Origin of the sequence: Pseudomonas sp. BJP69, assembly GCF_007633355.1 — a bacterium.
GTDB classification, from domain to species: domain Bacteria; phylum Pseudomonadota; class Gammaproteobacteria; order Pseudomonadales; family Pseudomonadaceae; genus Aquipseudomonas; species Aquipseudomonas juntendi.
The window spans coordinates 143715-166976 of the sequence record NZ_CP041933.1 but is presented as its reverse complement, the minus strand read 5'-3'; the positions used below and the strand labels follow the sequence as shown (position 1 = coordinate 166976).

Below are 23262 nucleotides of genomic sequence, written 5' to 3'. Positions count from 1 at the left end.
CTGTCGCGAACGATTCGGCACCAGGCAACCAAATGCGACTTACTTGATCTGAGCAGGTCGTGGCCAATTGCCATGCCCCTCGCCTGCCGCCATGCTATGACGGCAAGCCTAGACAAGGACGTTATCTTTTGCCGTTCGCCACCACTCGCGCCACCCTCAGCCGTCAATGGGCGCTGCTGCGTCAGCTACCCAGTCGCTCCCCGGGCATTACCAGCGCCGAGCTGGTGTGGCGCCTGCGCGACGTGGGCTTCACTGTCAGCAAGCGTACCGTTGAACGCGACCTGAATGAGCTTTCGTTGATTTTTCCGCTGGAGCGCAATGACAAGAGCATACCGTTCGGCTGGCACTGGGCGGCCAGTGCCGTGGGCGAACTGCGCGGTAATTTCGACTTGTTGAGCCACTTGCGCGGCGATGCATTGCAACCGGCCCAGGGGGAGGGCGTGGAGTTGGTGGCGTGGATCAGCGATGCATTGGCGCGGCAGTTGCGCGAAGCGCCGCTGAGCAGCGACATGCAGCTGACGGCGCTGGAGCATGGGCACCGGCTGCGAGCCACGGTCAGCGATGGCTGGCCGCTGCGCTGGTGGCTGTTGAGCCAGGGTGATGGGGTGGTGGTGGAGCAGCCGACGGGGTTACGCGAGGAGATTGGCAAAACCCTGAGCAATGCGGCTGCGCAGTACCAGAAGCTGTAGCCTGTACTGCCCCTATCCCCGTCAAGCCAGCTCGGGCACGCCAAACGCCGCAAGCAAGATTGTCGCCGACCTTAGGCGCTGGCTTGCCGGCGTCCGGGCCGGTACAGGTCAGCGCTGCATCCCCCAGCACCGCACGGTCAGCCGCTCAAGGGTATTGAACACCAGTCCTTCTACCAGCAGACCAATCAGGATCACCACCGCCAACCCGGCAAACACCTTGTCGGTATACAGCTCGTTGCGATTCTGAAAGATGTACCAGCCAAGCCCGCCTTTGCCACTGCTGGCCCCGAACACCAGCTCAGCAGCGATCAGGGTGCGCCAGGCAAATGCCCAACCGATCTTCAAACCCGACAGGATCGATGGCAAGGCCGCCGGCACCAGGATGTACAGCACTAGCCGCAGACCTTTCAGGCCATAGTTGCGGCCTGCCATGCGCAGGGTCTCGGACACGCCGAGGAACCCAGCGTAGGTGTTGAGCGCCAGCGCCCAGAGCACCGAATGCACCAGCACGAAGATCAAGCTGTTATCACCCAGGCCGAACCACAGCAAGGCCAGTGGCAACAGCGCGATGGCCGGCAGTGGGTTGAACATCGAGGTCAGCGTGCCCAGCAAGTCACGCCCCAATTGGGTCGAAACGGCCAGACTGGTCAGGCCGAAGGCAAGGACGATACCCAGCACATACCCTTTGATCAGGATTACCAGCGAAACCCCGACCTTGGCCAGCAGCTCGCCACTGACCAGGCCGTCCCAGAGGGCCACGGCGGTTTGCAAGAAGCCGGGCAGCAGCAAGTCATTGCTCTGATAGCGGGCGACCGCCTCCCAGAGTACGGCGATAACCAACAGAAGTGCCGCCTTGCGCAGCCAGCCCTGCTGCCACAGGCGCTGGGCCAAGGGTAATTGCCGCTCCACAGGCACACTGAGCAGGGGCTGCAGTTGCACTTCATATTCCCGGCGTAAAGGGGTAGTGGTCATGGCTGAGACTCCTTCAGTAAGCAACGCGAATATCGTTGAAGCCAAGACCTTCATGCGGCTCGGGCGTATCCGCCTCGTCGAACAGCAAGCGGTGAATGCGCCGGGCACTGGCCTGGAAGTCACTCCCGCCCAAGCTGCCCAGGTCATACTGATGGCTGTGCACCTCAGCACGCACCCGCCCTGGGTGGGGCGACAGCAACAGGATGCGGTTGCCGACCACCAGTGCTTCTTCGATGGAGTGGGTCACGAACAGCAAGGTGAAGCGGACTTCCTCCCATAACGACAGCAATTCTTCCTGCATCTTTCGCCGGGTCAGGGCGTCCAGAGCAGCAAACGGCTCGTCCATCAGCAGGATCTTCGGCTGCGTGGCCAAGGCGCGAGCAATCGCTACGCGAGCTTTCATGCCGCCCGACAAAGTGTGTGGGTAGGCATCGGCGAAAGCCGCCAGGCCGACCTTGTCCAGGTAATGCAGCGCTCGCTCCTGGGCCTCGGCACGTGTTAGCTGGCCCGACACCAGTAGCGGGAACATGACATTCTGCTTGACCGTTTTCCACGGTGGCAGCTGGTCGAACTCCTGGAACACCACAATACGGTCAGGCCCTGGGCCGCGGATCGCCTGGCCCTGCAACAGCATCTGCCCTTCCTCGGGCGCAATGAACCCGGCTACTGCCTTGAGCAAGGTGGACTTGCCGCAACCGGACGGCCCGAGCAACACAAAACGGTCGGCAAGGTCGACTTCGAAGCTGACTTGGTGATTAGCGCGCACCACGCGCTGCGCGGTGCGGTATTCGAGGCTGAGGTTGTCCACCTTGAGCAAAGGCGGTGTGGCGACACGGCTCAGGTTGCTGGCCGCGTGGCCTGGCAAAGGGGCGGTCATGATCGCTCAGCTCCCCTGCAACGGGCGTTGATCCTGGAAGAAATAGTCCTTCCACGATTCGGGCTTGTGCTTGATGGCGCCGACCCGATACAGGAAATCGGCCAGCTTGTAGGTATTCTTTGGCGTGATTGTGAACTCGTATTGCGGGTTGTCGATCAGCTTGATCAGCGCGTCGCGGTCGATCTTGGCCTTGGTCACGCGGATGTAGGTATCGGCAGCGGCTGCCTTATCGTTCTGGGCGAAGTCTGCCGCTTCGGCCAGGGCGTCGACAAAGGCCTTGTAGGTTTTTGGGTTGTCCTTGCGGAATTTTTCGGTGGCAAACAGCAACGTCGGCGAGTTGGGGCCGAGCAGGTCATAGCTGTTGAGCACCACGTGCACGTTCTTGTTGGCCAGTACCTGATCTTGGAACGGCGGATTGGAGAAGTGCCCGTTCAGTTCGGTGCCGCCGGCCAGCAACGCGGCAGTGGCGTCTGGGTGCGGTACCGCCAAGGTAAACTTGTCGAGCCGGTTGTATTCCTTGTCGCCCCACTGTTGGGCAGCGGCGTACTGCAGGAAGCGCGACTGCACCGAAACGCCTACCGCCGGCACCGCGATGCGGTCCTTGTCGGAGATGTCGGCAATAGTCTTCACATTGGGGTTGCTGCTGACCAGGTAATACGGGAAGTTGCCCAGCGAAGCCACGGCCTTGACGTTCTGCCGACCCTTGGTGCGGTCCCAGACGGTCAGCAGCGGGCCGACGCCAGCGCCGGCGATGTCCACCGAGCCAGACAGCAAAGCGTCATTGATGGCCGAACCACCCGACAGTTGGGCCCAGTCGACTTCGATGTCGATGCCCTGCTCTTTACCGTGCTTCTCGATCAGGTGCTGGTCGCGTACCACGTTAAGTAGCAAGTAGACGATGCCAAACTGCTCGGCTATGCGGATCTTGCCTTCTGCTCGTGCCACGGCAGGGGCTGCCAGACTGCTGGCGACCAGGCTAACGCCCAAGCCGATACTTGCCGCCAGGCGGCTGATGGGTTTGCGCATGATGGGTTCCTCAGTCTTCAGAAAGGGGCATCGCCCTGGATAGTGGTGCGGTAGAGCTTGCGCCGCAGGTGGGAGGGGCAACCGGTAGCCAGGTGGATCAGCGAGCGGTTGTCCCAGAACACCAGATCATGGGGCTGCCACTGGTGGCGATAGAGGTTCTGCTCCAGTACGCTCAGGGCGTACAGCTGTTGCAACACGTCGCGGCTTTCGTCGTCTGGCAGGCCAACAATGCGAGTGGTGAAGCCTTCGCTGACAAACAGCGCCCTACGGCCGTTTTCCGGGTGGGTACGCACCACCGGGTGGATGACCTCCTTCACCTGAGCCAGCTGCTCGGCAGTCAAGGTCGGGCGCCAGTTGCCCTCAAACTTGGTTTCTGCGTAGCGGGCAGTGTACGAGTGAGCGGCACTGCGGCCTTCGACCACTTTGCGCAGGGCGTCAGGCACGGCGTCCCAGGCTTTATGCATGTCGGCAAACAGGGTGTCGCCACCTTCGCTGGGCAACTCCTGCGCATGCAGCATGGAACCCAGGCTAGGCAGTTCCTTGTATGACAGGTCCGAGTGCCAGAACTTGCCGGCGTCACCCAGACCGATGTGCTGGCCGTTTTCGATGATGTTGGAAACGATCAGGATCTCGGGGTGGCCAGCAAGCAGGAACTGCTTGAGCACGTGGATCTGCAATTCGCCGAAACGTCGGCTGAAGGCTATTTGCTGTTCCGGGCTGATGCGCTGGTCGCGGAACACCAGCACATGATGATCGAGGTGGGCACGACGGATTCGGCTGAAATCCTCGGCGTTGACAGGCCTGGCCAGATCCAGGCCGATGATTTCGGCACCGGTGGCTCCGGCGAACGGGCGGATTTCGAAGGGTTGCGGCTGGGCGCTGTCGATGATCGACAATGCGTTCGAGGCGGCTGACATTATTCACTCCCACGCAGTGCGCGACTTCAATTCGCGCAACGATCAGAAACGCACGGGGATTTCCCGTGTGGGTTCAAGTCGTGCGGCGCATCGATTGGTCGACGGGTACGCAGTGGAAGCAACTATAAAGTCATAAACAAGATATTTTAAATACCGTTAAGGAATATCAATAGCATCGCAACCGAGGCGTCATAGCCTCAGATCAACCCGCCCTGCTCATCTTCGTCGATCAGGTTATTCAGGCTGCTGAGGGCCTTGCGCGCGGTAGCGCGGTTCAGCAGCTTGGCCTGTGCCCCCGGCGGCAGGTCAGTGATCTTGAATACCCCTTTGGCAGTCAGCACATCGATCAGGTCTTCAAGTACGCGGATCATGTCCAGGTCACTTTGCTTGAGCTGATTGAGGCTGTTTTCCACGACATCATCGGCAAACCATTCCTGAATATCGGCGTGGTCGGCGGGGAGCATCTCGGTGAACGCATCAAAAGCGGCTGCCTCTACACGCAGCAACTCACCGGCGGCATTGCGTTGCACGTAGAACATGGCGGTGTCCCTCGTCACTTTGGTTCCTTGTTGGTAGGCAGCAGCATAGGCAAAGATCAGCGGGCACGCAGGCCCAACGCCTGAGTATGCGCTGTCGGAAGATGCCGGGAAAGAGCCGGCACGGCCATTACCCGGTTGATGGGGCCCTTGCGGGCGCGGCTTTGTGGGATCAAGCAGGGGCCACGACGGTAAGGCGCGGCCCCTTCAACACATCAGCTGTCCTTGTTATGGATGATGATGGTCGGGTCAGCACCACTGATCAACGAGTTGATCGTGGTGTTGGACCAGTTCACCCCTTCGAGCTTGATGGTCACATCGGCATTGGCGATACCCCCTGCGGCGTTGAGCTTGCCTTCGCTGCTGACCTGCAAGGTGGTTGTACCTTCAACCGTGGTGAGTTTCAGGTAATTGTCGATGGTGCTGCCCTTCTCGCCTTGCAGCAGATCGCTCAAGTCGATCTTGTCCTTGTCCCCCATCTTGAAGTCTTTGATGACGTCGTTACCGAAATCACCCGCCTTCCACACGAAGGTGTCTGCGCCGCTGCCACCAATCAGGATATCGTCGCCCTGGCCACCGATGAGGGTGTCGTTCCCGGTACCGCCCAGCAAAATATCGTTGCCTTTGCCACCATCGAGCGTGTCGTTACCACCTTGGCCAAAGAGAATGTCGTTGCCGTTGCCGCCCGACAGGATGTCGTTGCCGTCTTTGGCGCCGGAGATGTCAAACTCGTTGTAATGCTCAGTGATGTACTGGTGGACATTGCTGGTGGTGATGGAGCTGACATCAACGCCGCTCTTCTGTGCAACGTAGGTTTGCAGTGCCTGGTAGCCCTCGCTGACGACACCATTGAGGGTAATCAGGTCGCCGAAGATGATGTCGTTGCCGTTGCCACCGTCGATGGTATCGGCACCTGGCAAAGTGGCTTCGGTATGACCGAGAATCGCCTTCGCCAGGTCGGACGGGTCGATGTTGGTCTGCGGCTTGCCTGCGCTGTCGTAAGGCTTCAGATCATTGAGGCTGATGTCGTCGTTCAAGCCAATAGCGTAGACCTTGCTCAAACCGGGAACTGTAGAACTGCCTCCCAACAGCACGAAGCTGTCGGTCGTATTCGAGGCTGAATCATTCCAGTTCGAGGTCGTGCCCTTACCAGTGCCGCCCTGGCTGGAAAACTCGTAAGTACCATCGCCTTGAGCATGAATCGTACCCAGCGTGTCGCTGGAGTAAAGAACGAAGTTACCCCATATGTTATAGCCATAGGTCGAGACTTTGACCACGCCAGTACTGCTGATATCAACTTTGTGCGTCGCATCAGCCCATTCGCTGAAGGTACCCCCCACTTTGTAGTTGTTGACATTGACAACATCGTCGAGGGTCTTGCCACCCGTCCACAGCCGTTTGTCGGTAACTTCATTGCGTTGATAGAACGTCGGTTTGCCGTCCGTGATGAAGTACGTCAGGTTGTCCGCACCGGCGTTTCCGGTAGCCATCGTGCTCTTGAAGAAGTTTGCAGTAGTCTTGAAGGCGTCTTCGTAGTTAGTACCGCCACCCTCTGTCCCACCTTGCATCGACTTCAAAACAGCCTGCAATTGGCTGAGGGCATTCGGGTCGGCAAGGTTCACTGCGACGTTCATGTTGACCTGCGAATCGAAGTCCACCAGGAAAATGTTTACCGTACCCGACGTGTCGGAACCCAAGCTTGCTTTGAGCGTGGAGAACACCGAAGCCAGCTGCGACTTGGCAGCAGCAATCGAGTCGTCAGTCATACTGCCGGAACTGTCCACGATAAACGCGATGTTGTAGTTCTTGCCCGCTACAACGTTCAGCCCGGAAACATCTGCAACAATGATGTCGTTACCTTCGCTGCCAGTCATGGCGTCGTTGCCCGATGTGCCTACGCTGGCCTTGTAGGTCGCGGGATACACGGTTACCGGGATATTGCCGGTGGTAATAGCCGAACCACCCACGCTTTCAGTGGCAGTCGAGATGACCGTGACGTCGAACGAACCTTTGTAGTAGGTCGGTGGCGTGAGCGTAAGGCTGCTGAGTTTCCAGCCCGTTACATCCACCGGCGTGCTGCCTACCGTGACGGTATGGCCTGCACCGTCGCTGAGTACGGTCCCTTTGGGGATACCACTGAGGCTTACGCTCAGGGTTTCCGAACCGTCAGTGTCGGTCAGGGCGGTGGAGATAGCCACCAGTTTGACCGAGCCGCCTTCCGGCCCTTCGTTGAGCTTGTAGCCGTCGTAGTAGCTCTGCCCGTTCACAGTGTGCAGATCGGACACGCCCAGGCCAGCCTTGGCCATCTCGGTCACGTTCTGGTACATCTTGATGTTCGAGCTGCTCAGGTCGGTGACAGCACCGGTGCCGACCTTGATGTTCAGGTCATAGCTGCCTGGGCCGGCCTGGTTGGCATGGTAGACCTCGATCGGGTAGTAGCCGCTGGTGTTCGGGATAAAGGTCCCCGACACCTGGCCACCAGCACCCCAGGTGGCAGTGACCACAGTCTTGCCGCCGATGGTGACCACGAAGCTGTCGTCTGCAGTGCCGCTGAAGGTGTAGGTCTTGCCGGCTTCGAGGTAGATCAGGCCAGAGGTTTTCGAGCCGGTGCCACCTGCAACGCTGCCATCGGACTGAACATTGGTCGTGGTGCTGCTGGAGCTGGCACTGCCCGAGTTGGCAAAGACCGCCTTCAGGTCATCGCCGGTAATGCCGTTACCCCCCGTGCCCAGACCTTTGAGGCTGTTCCAGACTTCCTTGGTGAGGCCTTTGGAATCGATGTCGGCGCTGCCGAAACTCAGCGTCGGCTTGTCGGCAACCGGGCGAATGTCGACCTTCATGGTCGAGTCAGTGCCTACGTTGGTGCCGTCATTCGGCTTGAACTTGAATTGCGCGTAGTCGGCTTGCTGGTTGCCCACGCCGGTGCCGCCATAATTATCGGTACCCGACTCGTTGCGCAGCGGAACGAACTTCAGGTTGCCGGCCTCGATGCTGGCCTGGCTGACAACCTGGCCAACGCCCACATTGGTCCAGGCCGTACCGTTGAAGAACTGCAACGTGCCGGAACCCGGGATCGAGCTGATGGTTACCGACAGACCAGTGTTGCCATCGGGGTCGGAAACATTGAAGTCGCTCCAGGCAAACACATAGTCGGTGTCTTCTACACCAAACACTGCACCGTCGCGCGAAACCGGCACGTGGTCGTTGTCCACGATGGCCGTGGTAACGCTCGACTTGCTGGTATCCACCTGCAGGTTCTCGAACTTGCCACCCGACACGCCTACGATCGTTACCACAAAGTTTTCGGTACCTTCGACCAGCTTGTCGTCGATGGTGCCGATGGTGAACGTGGTACCGCTGCTATTGGCCGGAATCTTCACAGTGGTCACACCGATGAAGTCCTCGCCGTTCTTGGCGGTGCCGCTGTAGCTGAGCGTGACGGTGACTTCGTCCTTGGCCTCGTGGGTGAGGTTCAGGGTGTAAGTACCCGTCTCGCCTTCGTTCAGAGACGTCGTGCCGTTGATGCTGACTTTGGCAACGTCACCTTGGCCAGACGGTTCATCGGTTACCGATGTGCTGACGCTGGTGGTGCTCGGTACCAGTTTCTCGAACACCTTGTCGCCGCTCACGGTGATGTCGGTGATCGACTTGGTGATCGTCGGCTGGCCGCCTACGTATACGTCGTCCGGCGCATTGATGGTCACGCTGCCGGTGGCCGAACCCGCATTGATGGTGACCTGGGTGCCACCGCTCAGGGTGACGGTCACACCGCCATGGCCGGTAACCGGCAGGTTGCTGTTATCGCCCACCAGGGTCACGGTGTACGTGATCGCGCCACCTTCGGCCACGGTGGACTTGTCCACCGACAGCACTGCAGTGACCTTGCTTTCGGTATCGGTCACGCTGACCGAGGCCGGGTTGCTGAACTCCAGCTTCTCGAAGGTGGCGTTCGGCACTTCGGCCTTGCTGATACCCACCGTGACGGTGCCCGGGTCCTTGAACACGTCGTCACCTTGCGCCGGTGCGGTGTAGACCTTGCTGGTCTCACCCGCCTTGAAGAGCACGGTGTCGTTGTTGCTCAGGGTGACGGTCAGGTCCTTGTCCAGCGGCTTGTTCAGGCTGACGGTGAAGGTCGGTGCAGTGGCTTCGTTGACCGAAGACTGGTTGGCAACGATGCTGACCTTGACCAGGTCGCCTTGGCCAGACGGTTCATCGGTTACCGATGTGCTGACGCTGGTAGTGCTCGGCACCAGTTTCTCGAACACCTTGTCGCCGCTCACGGTGATGTCGGTGATCGACTTGGTGATCGTCGGCTGGCCGCCTACGTATACGTCGTCCGGCGCATTGATGGTCACGCTGCCGGTGGCCGAACCCGCATTGATGGTGACCTGGGTGCCACCGCTCAGGGTGACGGTCACACCGCCATGGCCGGTAACCGGCAGGTTGCTGTTATCGCCCACCAGGGTCACGGTGTACGTGATCGCGCCACCTTCGGCCACGGTGGACTTGTCCACCGACAGCACTGCAGTGACCTTGCTTTCGGTATCGGTCACGCTGACCGAGGCCGGGTTGCTGAACTCCAGCTTCTCGAAGGTGGCGTTCGGCACTTCGGCCTTGCTGATACCCACCGTGACGGTGCCCGGGTCCTTGAACACGTCGTCACCTTGCGCCGGTGCGGTGTAGACCTTGCTGGTCTCACCCGCCTTGAAGAGCACGGTGTCGTTATTGCTCAGGGTGACGGTCAGGTCCTTGTCCAGCGGCTTGTTCAGGCTGACGGTGAAGGTCGGTGCAGTGGCTTCGTTGACCGAAGACTGGTTGGCAACGATGCTGACCTTGACCAGGTCGCCTTGGCCAGACGGTTCGTCGGTTACCGATGTGCTGACGCTGGTAGTGCTCGGCACCAGTTTCTCGAACACCTTGTCGCCGCTCACGGTGATGTCGGTGATCGACTTGGTGATCGTCGGCTGGCCGCCTACGTATACGTCGTCCGGCGCATTGATGGTGACGCTGCCGGTGGCCGAACCCGCATTGATGGTGACCTGGGTGCCACCGCTCAGGGTGACGGTCACACCGCCATGGCCGGTAACCGGCAGGTTGCTGTTATCGCCCACCAGGGTCACGGTGTACGTGATCGCGCCACCTTCGGCCACGGTGGACTTGTCCACCGACAGCACTGCAGTGACCTTGCTTTCGGTATCGGTCACGCTGACCGAGGCCGGGTTGCTGAACTCCAGCTTCTCGAAGGTGGCGTTCGGCACTTCGGCCTTGCTGATACCCACCGTGACGGTGCCCGGGTCCTTGAACACGTCGTCACCTTGCGCCGGTGCGGTGTAGACCTTGCTGGTCTCACCCGCCTTGAAGAGCACGGTGTCGTTATTGCTCAGGGTAACGGTCAGGTCCTTGTCCAGCGGCTTGTTCAGGCTGACGGTGAAGGTCGGTGCAGTGGCTTCGTTGACCGAAGACTGGTTGGCAACGATGCTGACCTTGAACAGGTCGCCTTGGCCAGACGGTTCGTCGGTTACCGATGTGCTGACGCTGGTGGTGCTCGGTACCAGTTTCTCGAACACCTTGTCGCCGCTCACGGTGATGTCGGTGATCGACTTGGTGATCGTCGGCTGGCCGCCTACGTATACGTCGTCCGGCGCATTGATGGTCACGCTGCCGGTGGCCGAACCCGCATTGATGGTGACCTGGGTGCCACCGCTCAGGGTGACGGTTACACCGCCATGGCCGGTAACCGGCAGGTTGCTGTTATCGCCCACCAAGGTCACGGTGTACGTGATCGCGCCACCTTCGGCCACGGTGGACTTGTCCACCGACAGCACTGCAGTGACCTTGCTTTCGGTATCGGTCACGCTGACCGAGGCCGGGTTGCTGAACTCCAGCTTCTCGAAGGTGGCGTTCGGCACTTCGGCCTTGCTGATACCCACCGTGACGGTGCCCGGGTCCTTGAACACGTCGTCACCTTGCGCCGGTGCGGTGTAGACCTTGCTGGTCTCACCCGCCTTGAAGAGCACGGTGTCGTTATTGCTCAGGGTAACGGTCAGGTCCTTGTCTAGCGGCTTGTTCAGGCTGACGGTGAAGGTTGGTGCAGTGGCTTCGTTGACCGAAGACTGGTTGGCAACGATGCTGACCTTGACCAGGTCGCCTTGGCCAGACGGTTCGTCGGTTACCGATGTGCTGACTTTGGTGCTGCCCAGATTCAGTTGCTCGAACTGATCGGCGCCAGCACCTTCGACCTTGGTCAGGCCTTGGGTGATGGTGACCGGGTCGTTGACGTAGACGTTGTCTGGCGCAGTGACGGTAACCGAACCGGTGGCCTCACCTGCCTTGACGGTCACAGTAGTGCCATCAGTCAGCGTGAAGGTCAGACCTTTGTGGTTGGTTACTGGCAGGCTTGGATCAGCGCTGACCAGGGTCACGGTGTAGGTGATCTTGCCGCCTTCGGCCACTGTGGTGTTATCCACAGTGAGCTGAGCAGTCACTGGGCTCTGCGTATCGGTGACCGCAACGGTTGCGGGCTGGCCAATCTGCAGGTTTTCCAGTTGCTCGCCGACCACTTCCGCCTTGGTGATGCTGACGGTGATCTTGCCTTCGTCCTTGAACACGTCATCGCCCTGCGCCGGTGCGGCATAGGACTTGGTGGTCTCGCCTGCCGCGAAGGTCAGGGTGGCACCGGTGCTCAGGGTTACGGTGAACGGCTTGTCCAAAGCCTTGTTCAGGGTGACGGTGAAGGTTGGTTCGGTTGCTTCGTTGACCGAAACTTGATCGGCCACGATGCTGACCTTGACCAGATCGCCTTCGTTATTGCCACCTGGGTTACCTGGAGTGCCTGGCTCATCGGTAACTACTGTGCTGACAGTATCTTTGCCCAGGTTCAGTTGTTCGAACTGATCGGCGCCGGCGCCTTCGACTTTGGTCAGGCCTTGGGTAATGGTCACCGGATCGTTGACGTAGACGTTGTCTGGCGCAGTGACAGTGGTGGTGCCGACCGATTCACCGGCTTTGACCGTGACGATTGTGCCGTCGGTCAGGGTGAAGGTCAGGCCCTTGTGGTTGGTCACTGGCAGGCTCGGATCGGCGCTGACCAGGGTCACGGTGTAAGTGATCTGGCCACCTTCGGCCACAGTGGTGTTATCCACAGTGAGCTGAGCAGTAACCGGGCTCTGCGTATCGGTCACAGCTACGGACGCAGGCTGGCCGATCTGCAGGTTTTCCAGCTGCTCACCGACCACTTCGGCCTTGGTGATGCTGACAGTGATCTTACCTTCGTCCTTGAACACGTCATCGCCCTGCGCCGGTGCGGCATAGGACTTGGTGGTCTCGCCTGCCGCGAAGGTCAGGGTGGCACCGGTGCTCAGGGTTACGGTGAATGGCTTGTCCAAAGCCTTGTTCAGGGTGACGGTGAAGGTTGGTTCAGTGGCTTCGTTGACCGAAACTTGATCGGCCACGATGCTGACCTTGACCAGATCGCCTTCGTTATTGCCACCTGGGTTACCTGGCGTGCCTGGCTCATCGGTAACTACTGTGCTGACAGTATCTTTGCCCAGGTTCAGTTGTTCGAACTGATCGGCGCCGGCGCCCTCGACCTTGGTCAGGCCTTGGGTAACGGTCACCGGATCGTTGACGTAGACGTTGTCTGGCGCAGTGACAGTGGTGGTGCCGACCGATTCACCGGCTTTGACCGTGACGATGGTACCGTCGGTCAGGGTGAAGGTCAGACCCTTGTGGTTGGTCACTGGCAGGCTCGGATCGGCGCTGACCAGGGTCACGGTGTAGGTGATCTTGCCGCCTTCAGCGACGGTAGTGTTGTCTACCGACAGTTCAGCAGTAACCGGGCTCTGCGTATCGGTGACCGCCACAGTTGCAGGCTGACCGATCTGCAGGTTTTCCAGCTGCTCACCGACCACTTCGGCCTTAGTGATGCTGACAGTGATCTTGCCTTCGTCCTTGAACACGTCATCGCCCTGCGCCGGTGCGGCATAGGACTTGGTGGTCTCGCCTGCCGCGAAGGTCAGGGTGGCACCGGTGCTCAGGGTTACGGTGAACGGCTTGTCCAAAGCCTTGTTCAGGGTGACGGTGAAGGTTGGTTCGGTTGCTTCGTTGACCGAAACTTGATCGGCCACGATCGTGACTTTGACCAAGTCGCCTTCGTTGTTGCCGCCTGGGTTGCCCGGTGTGCCTGGCTCGTCAGTCACGGAGGTGCTGACGGTATCTTTGCCCAGATTCAGTTGTTCGAACTGATCAGCGCCGGCGCCTTCGACTTTGGTCAGGCCTTGGGTAATAGTCACCGGATCGTTGACGTAGACGTTGTCTGGAGCGGTGACGGTAACCGAACCGGTAGCCTCGCCTGCCTTGACAGTCACAGTAGTGCCGTCAGTCAGCGTGAAGGTCAGACCTTTGTGGTTGGTTACCGGCAGGCTCGGATCGGCGCTGACCAGGGTCACGGTGTAGGTGATCTTGCCGCCTTCAGCGACGGTAGTGTTGTCTACCGACAGTTCAGCAGTAACCGGGCTCTGCGTATCGGTGACCGCCACAGTTGCAGGCTGACCGATCTGCAGGTTTTCCAGCTGCTCACCGACCACTTCGGCCTTAGTGATGCTGACAGTGATCTTGCCTTCGTCCTTGAACACGTCATCGCCCTGCGCCGGTGCGGCGTAGGACTTGGTGGTCTCGCCTGCTGCGAAGGTCAGGGTGGCACCAGTGCTCAGGGTTACGGTGAATGGCTTGTCCAAAGCCTTGTTCAGGGTGACAGTGAAGGTTGGCTCAGTGGCTTCGTTGACCGAGACTTGATCGGCCACGATGCTGACTTTGACCAAGTCACCTTCGTTGTTGCCGCCCGGGTTACCCGGAGTGCCTGGCTCATCGGTGACTACTGTGCTGACGGTATCTTTGCCCAGGTTCAGTTGTTCGAACTGATCGGCGCCGGCGCCCTCGACCTTGGTCAGGCCTTGGGTAACGGTCACCGGATCGTTGACGTAGACGTTGTCTGGCGCAGTGACAGTGGTGGTGCCGACCGATTCACCGGCTTTGACCGTGACGATGGTACCGTCGGTCAGGGTGAAGGTCAGACCCTTGTGGTTGGTCACTGGCAGGCTCGGATCGGCGCTGACCAGGGTCACGGTGTAGGTGATCTTGCCGCCTTCAGCGACGGTAGTGTTGTCTACCGACAGTTCAGCAGTAACCGGGCTCTGCGTATCGGTGACCGCCACAGTTGCAGGCTGACCGATCTGCAGGTTTTCCAGCTGCTCACCGACCACTTCGGCCTTAGTGATGCTGACAGTGATCTTGCCTTCGTCCTTGAACACGTCATCGCCCTGCGCCGGTGCGGCATAGGACTTGGTGGTCTCGCCTGCCGCGAAGGTCAGGGTGGCACCGGTGCTCAGGGTTACGGTGAACGGCTTGTCCAAAGCCTTGTTCAGGGTGACGGTGAAGGTTGGTTCGGTTGCTTCGTTGACCGAAACTTGATCGGCCACGATGCTGACCTTGACCAGATCGCCTTCGTTATTGCCACCTGGGTTACCTGGAGTGCCTGGCTCATCGGTAACTACTGTGCTGACAGTATCTTTGCCCAGGTTCAGTTGTTCGAACTGATCGGCGCCGGCGCCTTCGACTTTGGTCAGGCCTTGGGTAATGGTCACCGGATCGTTGACGTAGACGTTGTCTGGCGCAGTGACAGTGGTGGTGCCGACCGATTCACCGGCTTTGACCGTGACGATTGTGCCGTCGGTCAGGGTGAAGGTCAGGCCCTTGTGGTTGGTCACTGGCAGGCTCGGATCGGCGCTGACCAGGGTCACGGTGTAAGTGATCTGGCCACCTTCGGCCACAGTGGTGTTATCCACAGTGAGCTGAGCAGTAACCGGGCTCTGCGTATCGGTCACAGCTACGGACGCAGGCTGGCCGATCTGCAGGTTTTCCAGCTGCTCACCGACCACTTCGGCCTTGGTGATGCTGACAGTGATCTTACCTTCGTCCTTGAACACGTCATCGCCCTGCGCCGGAGCGGCATAGGACTTGGTGGTTTCACCTGCCGCGAAGGTCAGGGTCGCACCGGTGCTCAGGGTTACGGTGAACGGCTTGTCGAGCGCCTTATTCAAGGTAACGGTGAAGGTTGGTTCGGTTGCTTCGTTGACCGAGACTTGATCGGCCACGATGCTGACTTTGACCAAGTCACCTTCGTTGTTGCCGCCTGGGTTACCCGGAGTACCCGGCTCGTCAGTCACGGAGGTGCTGACGGTATCTTTGCCCAGGTTCAGTTGTTCCAACTGATCGGCGCCAGCGCCTTCGACCTTGGTCAGGCCTTGGGTGATGGTGACTGGATCATTGACGTAGACGTTGTCTGGTGCAGTAACGGTAACCGAACCGGTGGCCTCACCTGCTTTAACGGTCACAGTGGTGCCGTCTGTCAGCGTGAAGGTCAGACCCTTGTGGTTGGTTACTGGCAGGCTCGGATCAGCGCTGACCAGAGTCACGGTGTAGGTGATCTTGCCGCCTTCAGCGACGGTAGTGTTATCCACAGTGAGCTGGGCAGTAACCGGGCTCTGCGTATCGGTGACCGCAACGGTAGCAGGCTGGCCGATCTGCAGATTTTCCAGCTGCTCGCCGACCACTTCCGCCTTGGTGATGCTGACGGTGATCTTGCCTTCGTCCTTGAACACGTCATCGCCCTGCGCCGGAGCGGCATAGGACTTGGTGGTCTCGCCTGCTGCGAAGGTCAGGGTGGCACCGGTGCTCAGGGTTACGGTGAATGGCTTGTCGAGCGCCTTGTTCAGGGTGACGGTGAAGGTCGGCTCGGTGGCTTCATTCACGGACAGCTGATCGGCAGCGATGCTGACCTTGACCAAGTCGCCTTGGCCAGACGGCTCGTCAGTAACCTGAGTTTGTACCTCGGTCTTGTCCAGAGTCAGTTGCTCGAACTTCCACGCATCCTGGCCGCTGACCGAATCAATGGCGTTGACCACTGGTGCGTTGGTGCCGACGTAGACGTTGTCCGGCGCGATAACAGTGGCCGAACCGGTGGTGCTGTTGGCCGCCACGACAATGTTGGTGCCGTCGGTCAGCTTGAAGAACAGCTCCGCGTGGTTGTTGATCGGCAGACCATCTTTGTTGGTCAGCGTGATGGTGTAGGTAATCTCGCCGCCTTCGGCCACCGATGGGGTAGCGGTCAGTTTGGCGACCACTTCATCGATGGTGTCGGTGACTTTTACCGAAGCGTCGCCGCCCAGTTGCAGGTTCTCGAACGCTGCACCGGTAGCATCGGCCGCCGACTTGATGCCCAAGGTGATTTCGCCGGCGTCTTGGTAGACGTCATCGCCCTGTGCGTCGTGAGTGTACGGCTCGCTCGAAGTTTGACCGGCCTTGATTGTCACGACTGCGTTATTGCTCAGGGTCACAGTCAGGTCATGCGCCAGCACCGTGTTTATGTGCACGGTAAAGGTCGGTTTGACGTTCTCGGCGACCGAAACCTGGTCAGCTGTGATGGTGACCTTGACGATGTCGCCTTCGTTGCCCGGGGTACCAGGCTCGTCGGTGACCTGGGTGCTGACCTCGGCCTTGTCCAGGGTCAGCTGCTCGAACTTCCACGCATCCTGGCCGCTGACCGAGTCAATAGCGTTGACCACTGGCGCGTTGGCGCCGACGTAGACGTTGTCCGGCGCGATAACCGTGGCCGAACCGGTGGTGCTGTTGGCCGCCACGACGATATTGGTGCCGTCGCTCAGCTTGAAGTACAGCTCCGCGTGGTTGTTGATCGGCAGGCCATCTTTGTTGGTAAGCGTGATGGTGTAGGTAATCTCGCCGCCTTCGGTTACCGATGGGGTAGCGGTCAGTTTGGCGACCACTTCATCGATGGTGTCGGTGACTTTTACCGAAGCGTCGCCGCCCAGTTGCAGGTTCTCGAACGCTGCACCGGTAGCGTCGGCTGCCGACTTGATGCCCAAGGTGATTTCGCCGGCATCTTGGTAGACGTCATCGCCCTGTGCTGCGTGCTCGTAAGCCGCGGTGGTTTCGCCAGCCTTGATGGTGACCTTGGCATCGTTGCTCAGGGTCACGACCAGGTCGTGGGCCAAAGGCTGATTGATATGCACGGTGAACGTCGGTTTGACGTTCTCGGCGACCGAGGTCTGGTCAGCTGTGATGGTGACCTTGACGATGTCACCTTCGTTGCCCGGGGTGCCAGGCTCGTCGGTGACCTGGGTGCTGACCTCGGCCTTGTCCAGGGTCAGTTGCTCGAACTTCCACGCATCCTGGCCGCTGACCGAGTCAATGGCGTTGACCACTGGCGCGTTGGCGCCGACGTAGACGTTGTCCGGCGCGATAACCGTGGCCGAACCGGTGGTGCTGTTGGCCGCCACGACGATATTGGTGCCGTCGCTCAGCTTGAAGTACAGCTCCGCGTGGTTGTTGATCGGCAGGCCATCTTTGTTGGTAAGCGTGATGGTGTAGGTAATCTCGCCGCCTTCGGTTACCGATGGGGTAGCGGTCAGTTTGGCGACCACTTCATCGATGGTGTCGGTGACTTTTACCGAAGCGTCGCCGCCCAGTTGCAGGTTCTCGAACGCTGCACCGGTAGCGTCGGCTGCCGACTTGATGCCCAAGGTGATTTCGCCGGCATCTTGGTAGACGTCATCGCCCTGTGCTGCGTGCTCGTAAGCCGCGGTGGTTTCGCCAGCCTTGATGGTGACCTTGGCATCGTTGCTCAGGGTCACGACCAGGTCGTGGGCCAAAGGCTGATTGATATGCACGGTGAACGTCGGTTTAACGTTCTCGGCGACCGAGGTCTGGTCGGCCGTGATGGTGACCTTGACGATGTCACCTTCGTTGCCCGGAGTGCCAGGCTCGTCGGTGACCTGGGTGCTGACCTCGGTCTTGTCCAGGGTCAGCTGCTCGAACTTCCACGCATCCTGGCCGCTGACCGAGTCAATGGCGTTGACCACTGGCGCGTTGGTGCCGACGTAGACGTTGTCCGGCGCGATAACAGTGGCCGAACCGGTGGTGCTGTTGGCCGCCACGACAATGTTGGTGCCGTCGGTCAGCTTGAAGTACAGGTCCGAAGGGTTGTTGATCGGCAGACCATCTTTGTTGGTCAGCGTGATGGTGTAGGTAATCTCGCCGCCTTCGGTTACCGAAGGGCTCGCGGTCAGCGTGGCTACAACCTCACTGATGGTGTCTGAGATTTCAACAGTCGCGGGGCTACCGAACTCCAGCTTCTCAAAGGTGGCACCTGGGACGCTTGCGTCAGTAACGCCAAGAGTGAGAGAGCCGGGATCTTTGAAGACATCATCACCTTGGGCTGCCGCCTTGTACTCCACCTCTGTTTTACCGGCTTCAATGGTGACCTTGTCGCCATTGGACAGGGTAACGGTCAGTGGCCTATCCAGCGCCTGACTGACTTTTACAGTAAAGACAGGCTGCTGATCTTCAGTCACATTGCCATTGCTGACGATGCTCACAGTTACAGGGTCAATGCTGTCCTGGATGACAGTCGATGCAGGTGTTGGGTCCGGCGTCAGTTGCTCGAAGTTGCCACCGGTAGCTTTGTCGATGGTGACATTGACGGTCGAGCCGTTGTTGTAAACGTCGTTGGCCGGGGTCTGGAAGTCGACACTGCCCTGGGTCTTGCCAGCTTCAACGGTCACGGTCTGGCCGTTGGACAGGGTCACGGTTACCGGCGTCTGAGCAGGGTTGCTCAGGGTGACGGTGTAGGTGATCACGCCGCCTTCGGTCACGCTCGGCGATGCAGTGAGGGTCGCGGTGGTGGTGTCGACCGAATCATTGATCGTGGTCTGGGCCGGAGTCGGGTTCGGGGTCAGTTGTTCGAAGTTACCGCCGGTGGCGTTCTCGATGGTGACGCTGACAGTCGAGCCATTGTTGTAAACGTCGTTGGCCGGCGTCTGGAAATCGACACTGCCCTGAGTCTTGCCGGCTTCAACGGTTACGGTCTGGCCGTTGGACAGGGTCACGGTTACCGGCGTCTGGGCAGGATTGCTCAGGGTCACGGTGTAGGTGATCACACCGCCTTCGGTCACCGACGGGCTCGCGGTCAACGTTGCAGTGGTGGTGTCGACCGAGTCGTTGATCGTGGTCTGGGCCGGAGTCGGGTTCGGGGTCAGCTGTTCGAAGTTACCGCCAGTGGCGTTTTCGATGGTGACGCTAACGGTCGAGCCATTGTTGTAAACGTCGTTAGCCGGCGTCTGGAAATCGACACTGCCCTGAGTCTTACCCGCTTCAACGGTCACAGTCTGGCCGTTGGACAGGGTCACGGTTACCGGGGTCTGAGCAGGGTTGCTCAGGGTCACGGTATAGGTGATCACGCCGCCTTCGGTCACGCTCGGCGATGCAGTGAGGGTTGCGGTGGTGGTGTCGACCGAATCATTGATCGTGGTCTGAGCCGGAGTCGGGTTCGGGGTCAGCTGTTCAAAGTTACCGCCAGTAGCGTTTTCGATGGTGACGCTGATGGTCGAGCCGTTGTTGTAGACGTCGTTGGCCGGGGTCTGGAAATCGACACTGCCCTGAGTCTTACCCGCTTCAACGGTCACAGTCTGGCCGTTGGACAGGGTCACGGTTACCGGCGTCTGGGCAGGATTGCTCAGGGTCACGGTGTAGGTGATCACACCGCCTTCGGTCACCGACGGGCTCGCGGTCAACGTTGCAGTGGTGGTGTCGACCGAATCATTGATCGTGGTCTGGGCCGGAGTCGGGTTCGGGGTCAGTTGCTCGAAGTTACCGCCGGTGGCGTTCTCGATGGTGACGCTGACAGTCGAGCCATTGTTGTAAACGTCGTTGGCCGGCGTCTGGAAATCGACACTGCCCTGGGTCTTGCCGGCTTCAACGGTTACGGTCTGGCCGTTGGACAGGGTCACAGTAACCGGCGTCTGGGCAGGATTGCTCAGGGTCACGGTGTAGGTGATCACACCGCCTTCGGTCACCGACGGGCTCGCGGTCAACGTTGCAGTGGTGGTGTCGACCGAGTCATTGATCGTGGTTTGAGCCGGGGTCGGATTCGGGGTCAGTTGTTCGAAGTTACCGCCAGTGGCGTTTTCGATGGTGACGCTGATGGTCGAGCCGTTGTTGTAGACGTCGTTGGCCGGGGTCTGGAAATCGACACTGCCCTGGGTCTTACCCGCTTCAACGGTCACAGTCTGGCCGTTGGACAGGGTCACGGTTACCGGCGTCTGGGCAGGATTGCTCAGGGTCACGGTGTAGGTGATCACACCGCCTTCGGTCACCGACGGGCTCGCGGTCAACGTTGCAGTGGTGGTGTCGACCGAATCATTGATCGTGGTCTGGGCCGGAGTCGGGTTCGGGGTCAGTTGCTCGAAGTTACCGCCGGTGGCGTTCTCGATGGTGACGCTGACAGTCGAGCCATTGTTGTAAACGTCGTTGGCCGGCGTCTGGAAATCGACACTGCCCTGGGTCTTGCCGGCTTCAACGGTTACGGTCTGGCCGTTGGACAGGGTCACAGTAACCGGCGTCTGGGCAGGATTGCTCAGGGTCACGGTGTAGGTGATCACACCGCCTTCGGTCACCGACGGGCTCGCGGTCAACGTTGCAGTGGTGGTGTCGACCGAGTCATTGATCGTGGTTTGAGCCGGGGTCGGATTCGGGGTAAGTTGCTCGAAGTTACCGCCGGTAGCGTTTTCGATGGTGACGCTGATGGTCGAGCCGTTGTTGTAGACGTCGTTGGCCGGGGTCTGGAAATCGACACTGCCCTGGGTCTTACCCGCTTCAACGGTCACAGTCTGGCCGTTGGACAGGGTCACGGTTACCGGCGTCTGGGCAGGATTGCTCAGGGTGACGGTGTAGGTGATCACACCGCCTTCGGTCACCGACGGGCTCGCGGTCAAAGTTGCAGTGGTGGTGTCGACCGAGTCATTGATCGTGGTTTGAGCTGGGGTCGGGTTCGGGGTCAGTTGTTCAAAGTTACCGCCAGTGGCGTTTTCGATGGTGACGCTAACGGTGGAGCCATTGTTGTAAACGTCGTTGGCCGGGGTCTGGAAATCGACACTGCCCTGAGTCTTACCCGCTTCAACGGTCACAGTCTGGCCGTTGGACAGGGTCACGGTTACCGGGGTCTGAGCAGGGTTGCTCAGAGTCACGGTATAGGTGATCACGCCGCCTTCGGTCACGCTCGGCGATGCAGTGAGGGTCGCGGTGGTGGTGTCGACCGAGTCATTGATCGTGGTCTGGGCCGGAGTCGGATTCGGGGTCAGTTGCTCGAAGTTACCGCCGGTGGCGTTCTCGATGGTGACGCTGACAGTCGAGCCGTTGTTGTAGACGTCGTTGGCCGGGGTCTGGAAATCGACACTGCCCTGAGTCTTACCCGCTTCAACGGTCACAGTCTGGCCGTTGGACAGGGTCACGGTTACCGGGGTCTGAGCAGGGTTGCTCAGGGTCACGGTATAGGTGATCACGCCGCCCTCGGTCACACTCGGCGAAGCCGTAAGCGTTGCGGTGGTGGTGTCGATGGTATCAGTCACCTGGGTGACCGCCGGCGTTTGCGGCAATGTGACGGTCAGGCCGCCACCGCCAGTACTCCCGGTGACGGTCGTCGAGATCTGCCCGCCATCAATGTAAGGCGTATCGTTTGCCGGTACCTGGACATTGACACTGCCGCTTGTCTGCCCCGCCGGTATGGTGATCACGGCACCATTGGACAGGGTAATCACCAGGTTGGTAGTTGGCGCCTGACCCACGGTGGCGGTATAGACGATGACGCCACCCGCTTCACTGATGGAAGGGGTGGCGCCGAGGACAAGGTCGGTAGCAACGTTGGCGTCGGTGGTCGGTGGGGTCACCAGATTGTTGTTGGTGCCCAGCTGACCGACCTGCACGCTGTTGAGCGCGGCTGCAGAGCTTAAACCCTCGGTGGGGAAACCGACGGTCGGATCAACCCGGCCCGCAGTCTCTTCCAGCATTACGAAGCTATGGCCGCCGCCCGCCGCGCCACCACCACCCGCTGCCGACGGACCAGCAGCGGTAGCTTCAAGCTCGGTAGTCGGGTCGACACCCGCAGCAATCGCCTGCTGCAGCTCTTCTACCGAAGGCGCTGCCTGGGCAGTGGCCTGGGCAAGGTCGGTGCTGCTGTCGGGTGTATCGGCGCTCCACTGGCTGTCACGGCCAAGGTCGAGCAGGCGGCCATCAGCCAGTTCCAGGGTAACTGCGCCACCAGGGCCAGTGAGCACTTCCTCACCGGCCAACAGACGGTCACCTTCAATGAGTACACGCCGGATGCCCTCTGGGGATACCGCGATAACCTGGCCGACAATACTTTTGACGATGGCTACAACGCTGCTCATTGGACTCTCCGTGTGACCCAGTGGGTACTTCCGTGCCAGAGCGGCACTTGCAGGCCACTTCAGGCGGAACTATGTCGATGATCTTTGACGTTTTTTGACGTCAATATTCCGTCTATAACTGTTTGGAATTACTTAACTGCCAAACTATTGACCTTATACAGGCCATCCTAAACAATCGGCAATGTAATGTCACATTGATATTCGTACCTTAGCCAAGCCTATCCGCAGGACAAATGTCGTACGTCAGCGAACCGGTGTTTCGCGCGCAGTACGGTTAACTATTTCCGCGCCACAACGGCCGGTTTCCACTGGATAGGCAGCAACCTGGCGCCATTATTCTAATCGCCTGCAATCACTCGACAACGCTATCGCTTTGCAAGCATAAACCTTGCCGAACTACGCCGCGAACCTCGCAAAACCGAGTCGCCAGACCACCACGCAACCTGCTGGCGCCACGCCGTCAGGGGCCATTCCTTGGTGCAAATCAAAGAGATAACGATCGGCGCGAAGTGCTGCGCCAGGAGGGATTGAAACCCAGCTGCGATTATTGATCGCGGATGCTTTGGCAGGCTGCTTTTTATAGATGAATTTTGACTAACAACCGACGAGAAAACGCCAATAAAACAGCGCCTGCTTACTGACCATGTCTACACTGGTTTTCCAAGACCACATGCCATGAAAAAAGGGCAAGCTATGCTGAATTCAGGCGTCAAAACCACGACGGGCCAAGTCAGAATATGAAACATTCACTGCACGGCACCCTCTGGTCGAAATGAAGCACGCAGAACTGTTTACTCAGTAACGATTCAAGGCGACCATGGCCATCTGCCCGAGCCCTGCGGTATCACACCGCCATCAGTACTGCCTGGCAGCACCCTAGAATGCCAAGGTGAGCCGGCCGAGCTTGAACGGCAGCCCACCTATCCCACCCACCACAAGGATGAAGAG

The 23262-nt window shown here is 59.5% G+C and carries 7 protein-coding genes; 1 reads left to right on the top strand and 6 read right to left on the bottom strand.

Annotated features, from left to right (window positions below):
- Positions 1–128: 128 nt before the first annotated feature.
- A complete protein-coding gene (locus tag FPB55_RS00700) occupies positions 129–689 on the top strand; it encodes a WYL domain-containing protein (protein ID WP_144187344.1) in 561 nt (186 codons plus the stop codon).
- 108 nt (positions 690–797) lie between these two features.
- On the opposite strand, the gene FPB55_RS00695 is transcribed toward FPB55_RS00700, so the two are convergent.
- The 6 genes from FPB55_RS00695 to FPB55_RS00670 form a co-directional block, all read right to left on the bottom strand.
- Entirely contained in the window at positions 798–1661 is an 864-nt protein-coding gene (locus tag FPB55_RS00695) for an ABC transporter permease (protein WP_144187343.1), read from the bottom strand.
- 13 nt (positions 1662–1674) lie between these two features.
- The gene (locus tag FPB55_RS00690) at positions 1675–2538 is read right to left on the bottom strand and encodes an ABC transporter ATP-binding protein (RefSeq protein WP_144187342.1); all 864 of its coding nucleotides are present in this window, start codon (positions 2536–2538) and stop codon (positions 1675–1677) included.
- Between the two features lie 6 nt (positions 2539–2544).
- Positions 2545–3564 (bottom strand): ABC transporter substrate-binding protein, encoded by a 1020-nt coding sequence (locus tag FPB55_RS00685; RefSeq protein WP_144187341.1) that lies wholly within the window; start codon positions 3562–3564, stop codon positions 2545–2547.
- 17 nt (positions 3565–3581) lie between these two features.
- On the bottom strand, positions 3582–4481 hold the full coding sequence (locus FPB55_RS00680) for a TauD/TfdA family dioxygenase (protein ID WP_029885341.1): 900 nt from the start codon (positions 4479–4481) through the stop codon (positions 3582–3584).
- A 197-nt stretch (positions 4482–4678) separates the two neighbouring features.
- Positions 4679–5020 carry a hypothetical protein gene (locus tag FPB55_RS00675; RefSeq protein ID WP_009682385.1) on the bottom strand — a complete coding sequence of 114 codons (342 nt, stop codon included), beginning with the start codon at positions 5018–5020 and terminating at the stop codon, positions 4679–4681.
- Positions 5021–5232: 212 nt separating this feature from the next.
- On the bottom strand, positions 5233–22314 hold the full coding sequence (locus tag FPB55_RS00670; protein WP_144187340.1) for a retention module-containing protein: 17082 nt from the start codon (positions 22312–22314) through the stop codon (positions 5233–5235).
- Between the last annotated feature and the right edge of the window lie 948 nt (positions 22315–23262).

Bases quoted from the DNA above. Each gene is read 5' to 3' on its own strand.
- FPB55_RS00690 (WP_144187342.1), bottom strand. From the start codon at position 2,538: ATGACCGCCCCTTTGCCAGGCCACGCGGCCAGCAACCTGAGCCGTGTC.
- FPB55_RS00675 (WP_009682385.1), bottom strand. From the start codon at position 5,020: ATGTTCTACGTGCAACGCAATGCCGCCGGTGAGTTGCTGCGTGTAGAG.
- FPB55_RS00670 (WP_144187340.1), bottom strand. From the start codon at position 22,314: ATGAGCAGCGTTGTAGCCATCGTCAAAAGTATTGTCGGCCAGGTTATC.
- FPB55_RS00695 (WP_144187343.1), bottom strand. From the start codon at position 1,661: ATGACCACTACCCCTTTACGCCGGGAATATGAAGTGCAACTGCAGCCC.
- FPB55_RS00685 (WP_144187341.1), bottom strand. From the start codon at position 3,564: ATGCGCAAACCCATCAGCCGCCTGGCGGCAAGTATCGGCTTGGGCGTT.
- FPB55_RS00680 (WP_029885341.1), bottom strand. From the start codon at position 4,481: ATGTCAGCCGCCTCGAACGCATTGTCGATCATCGACAGCGCCCAGCCG.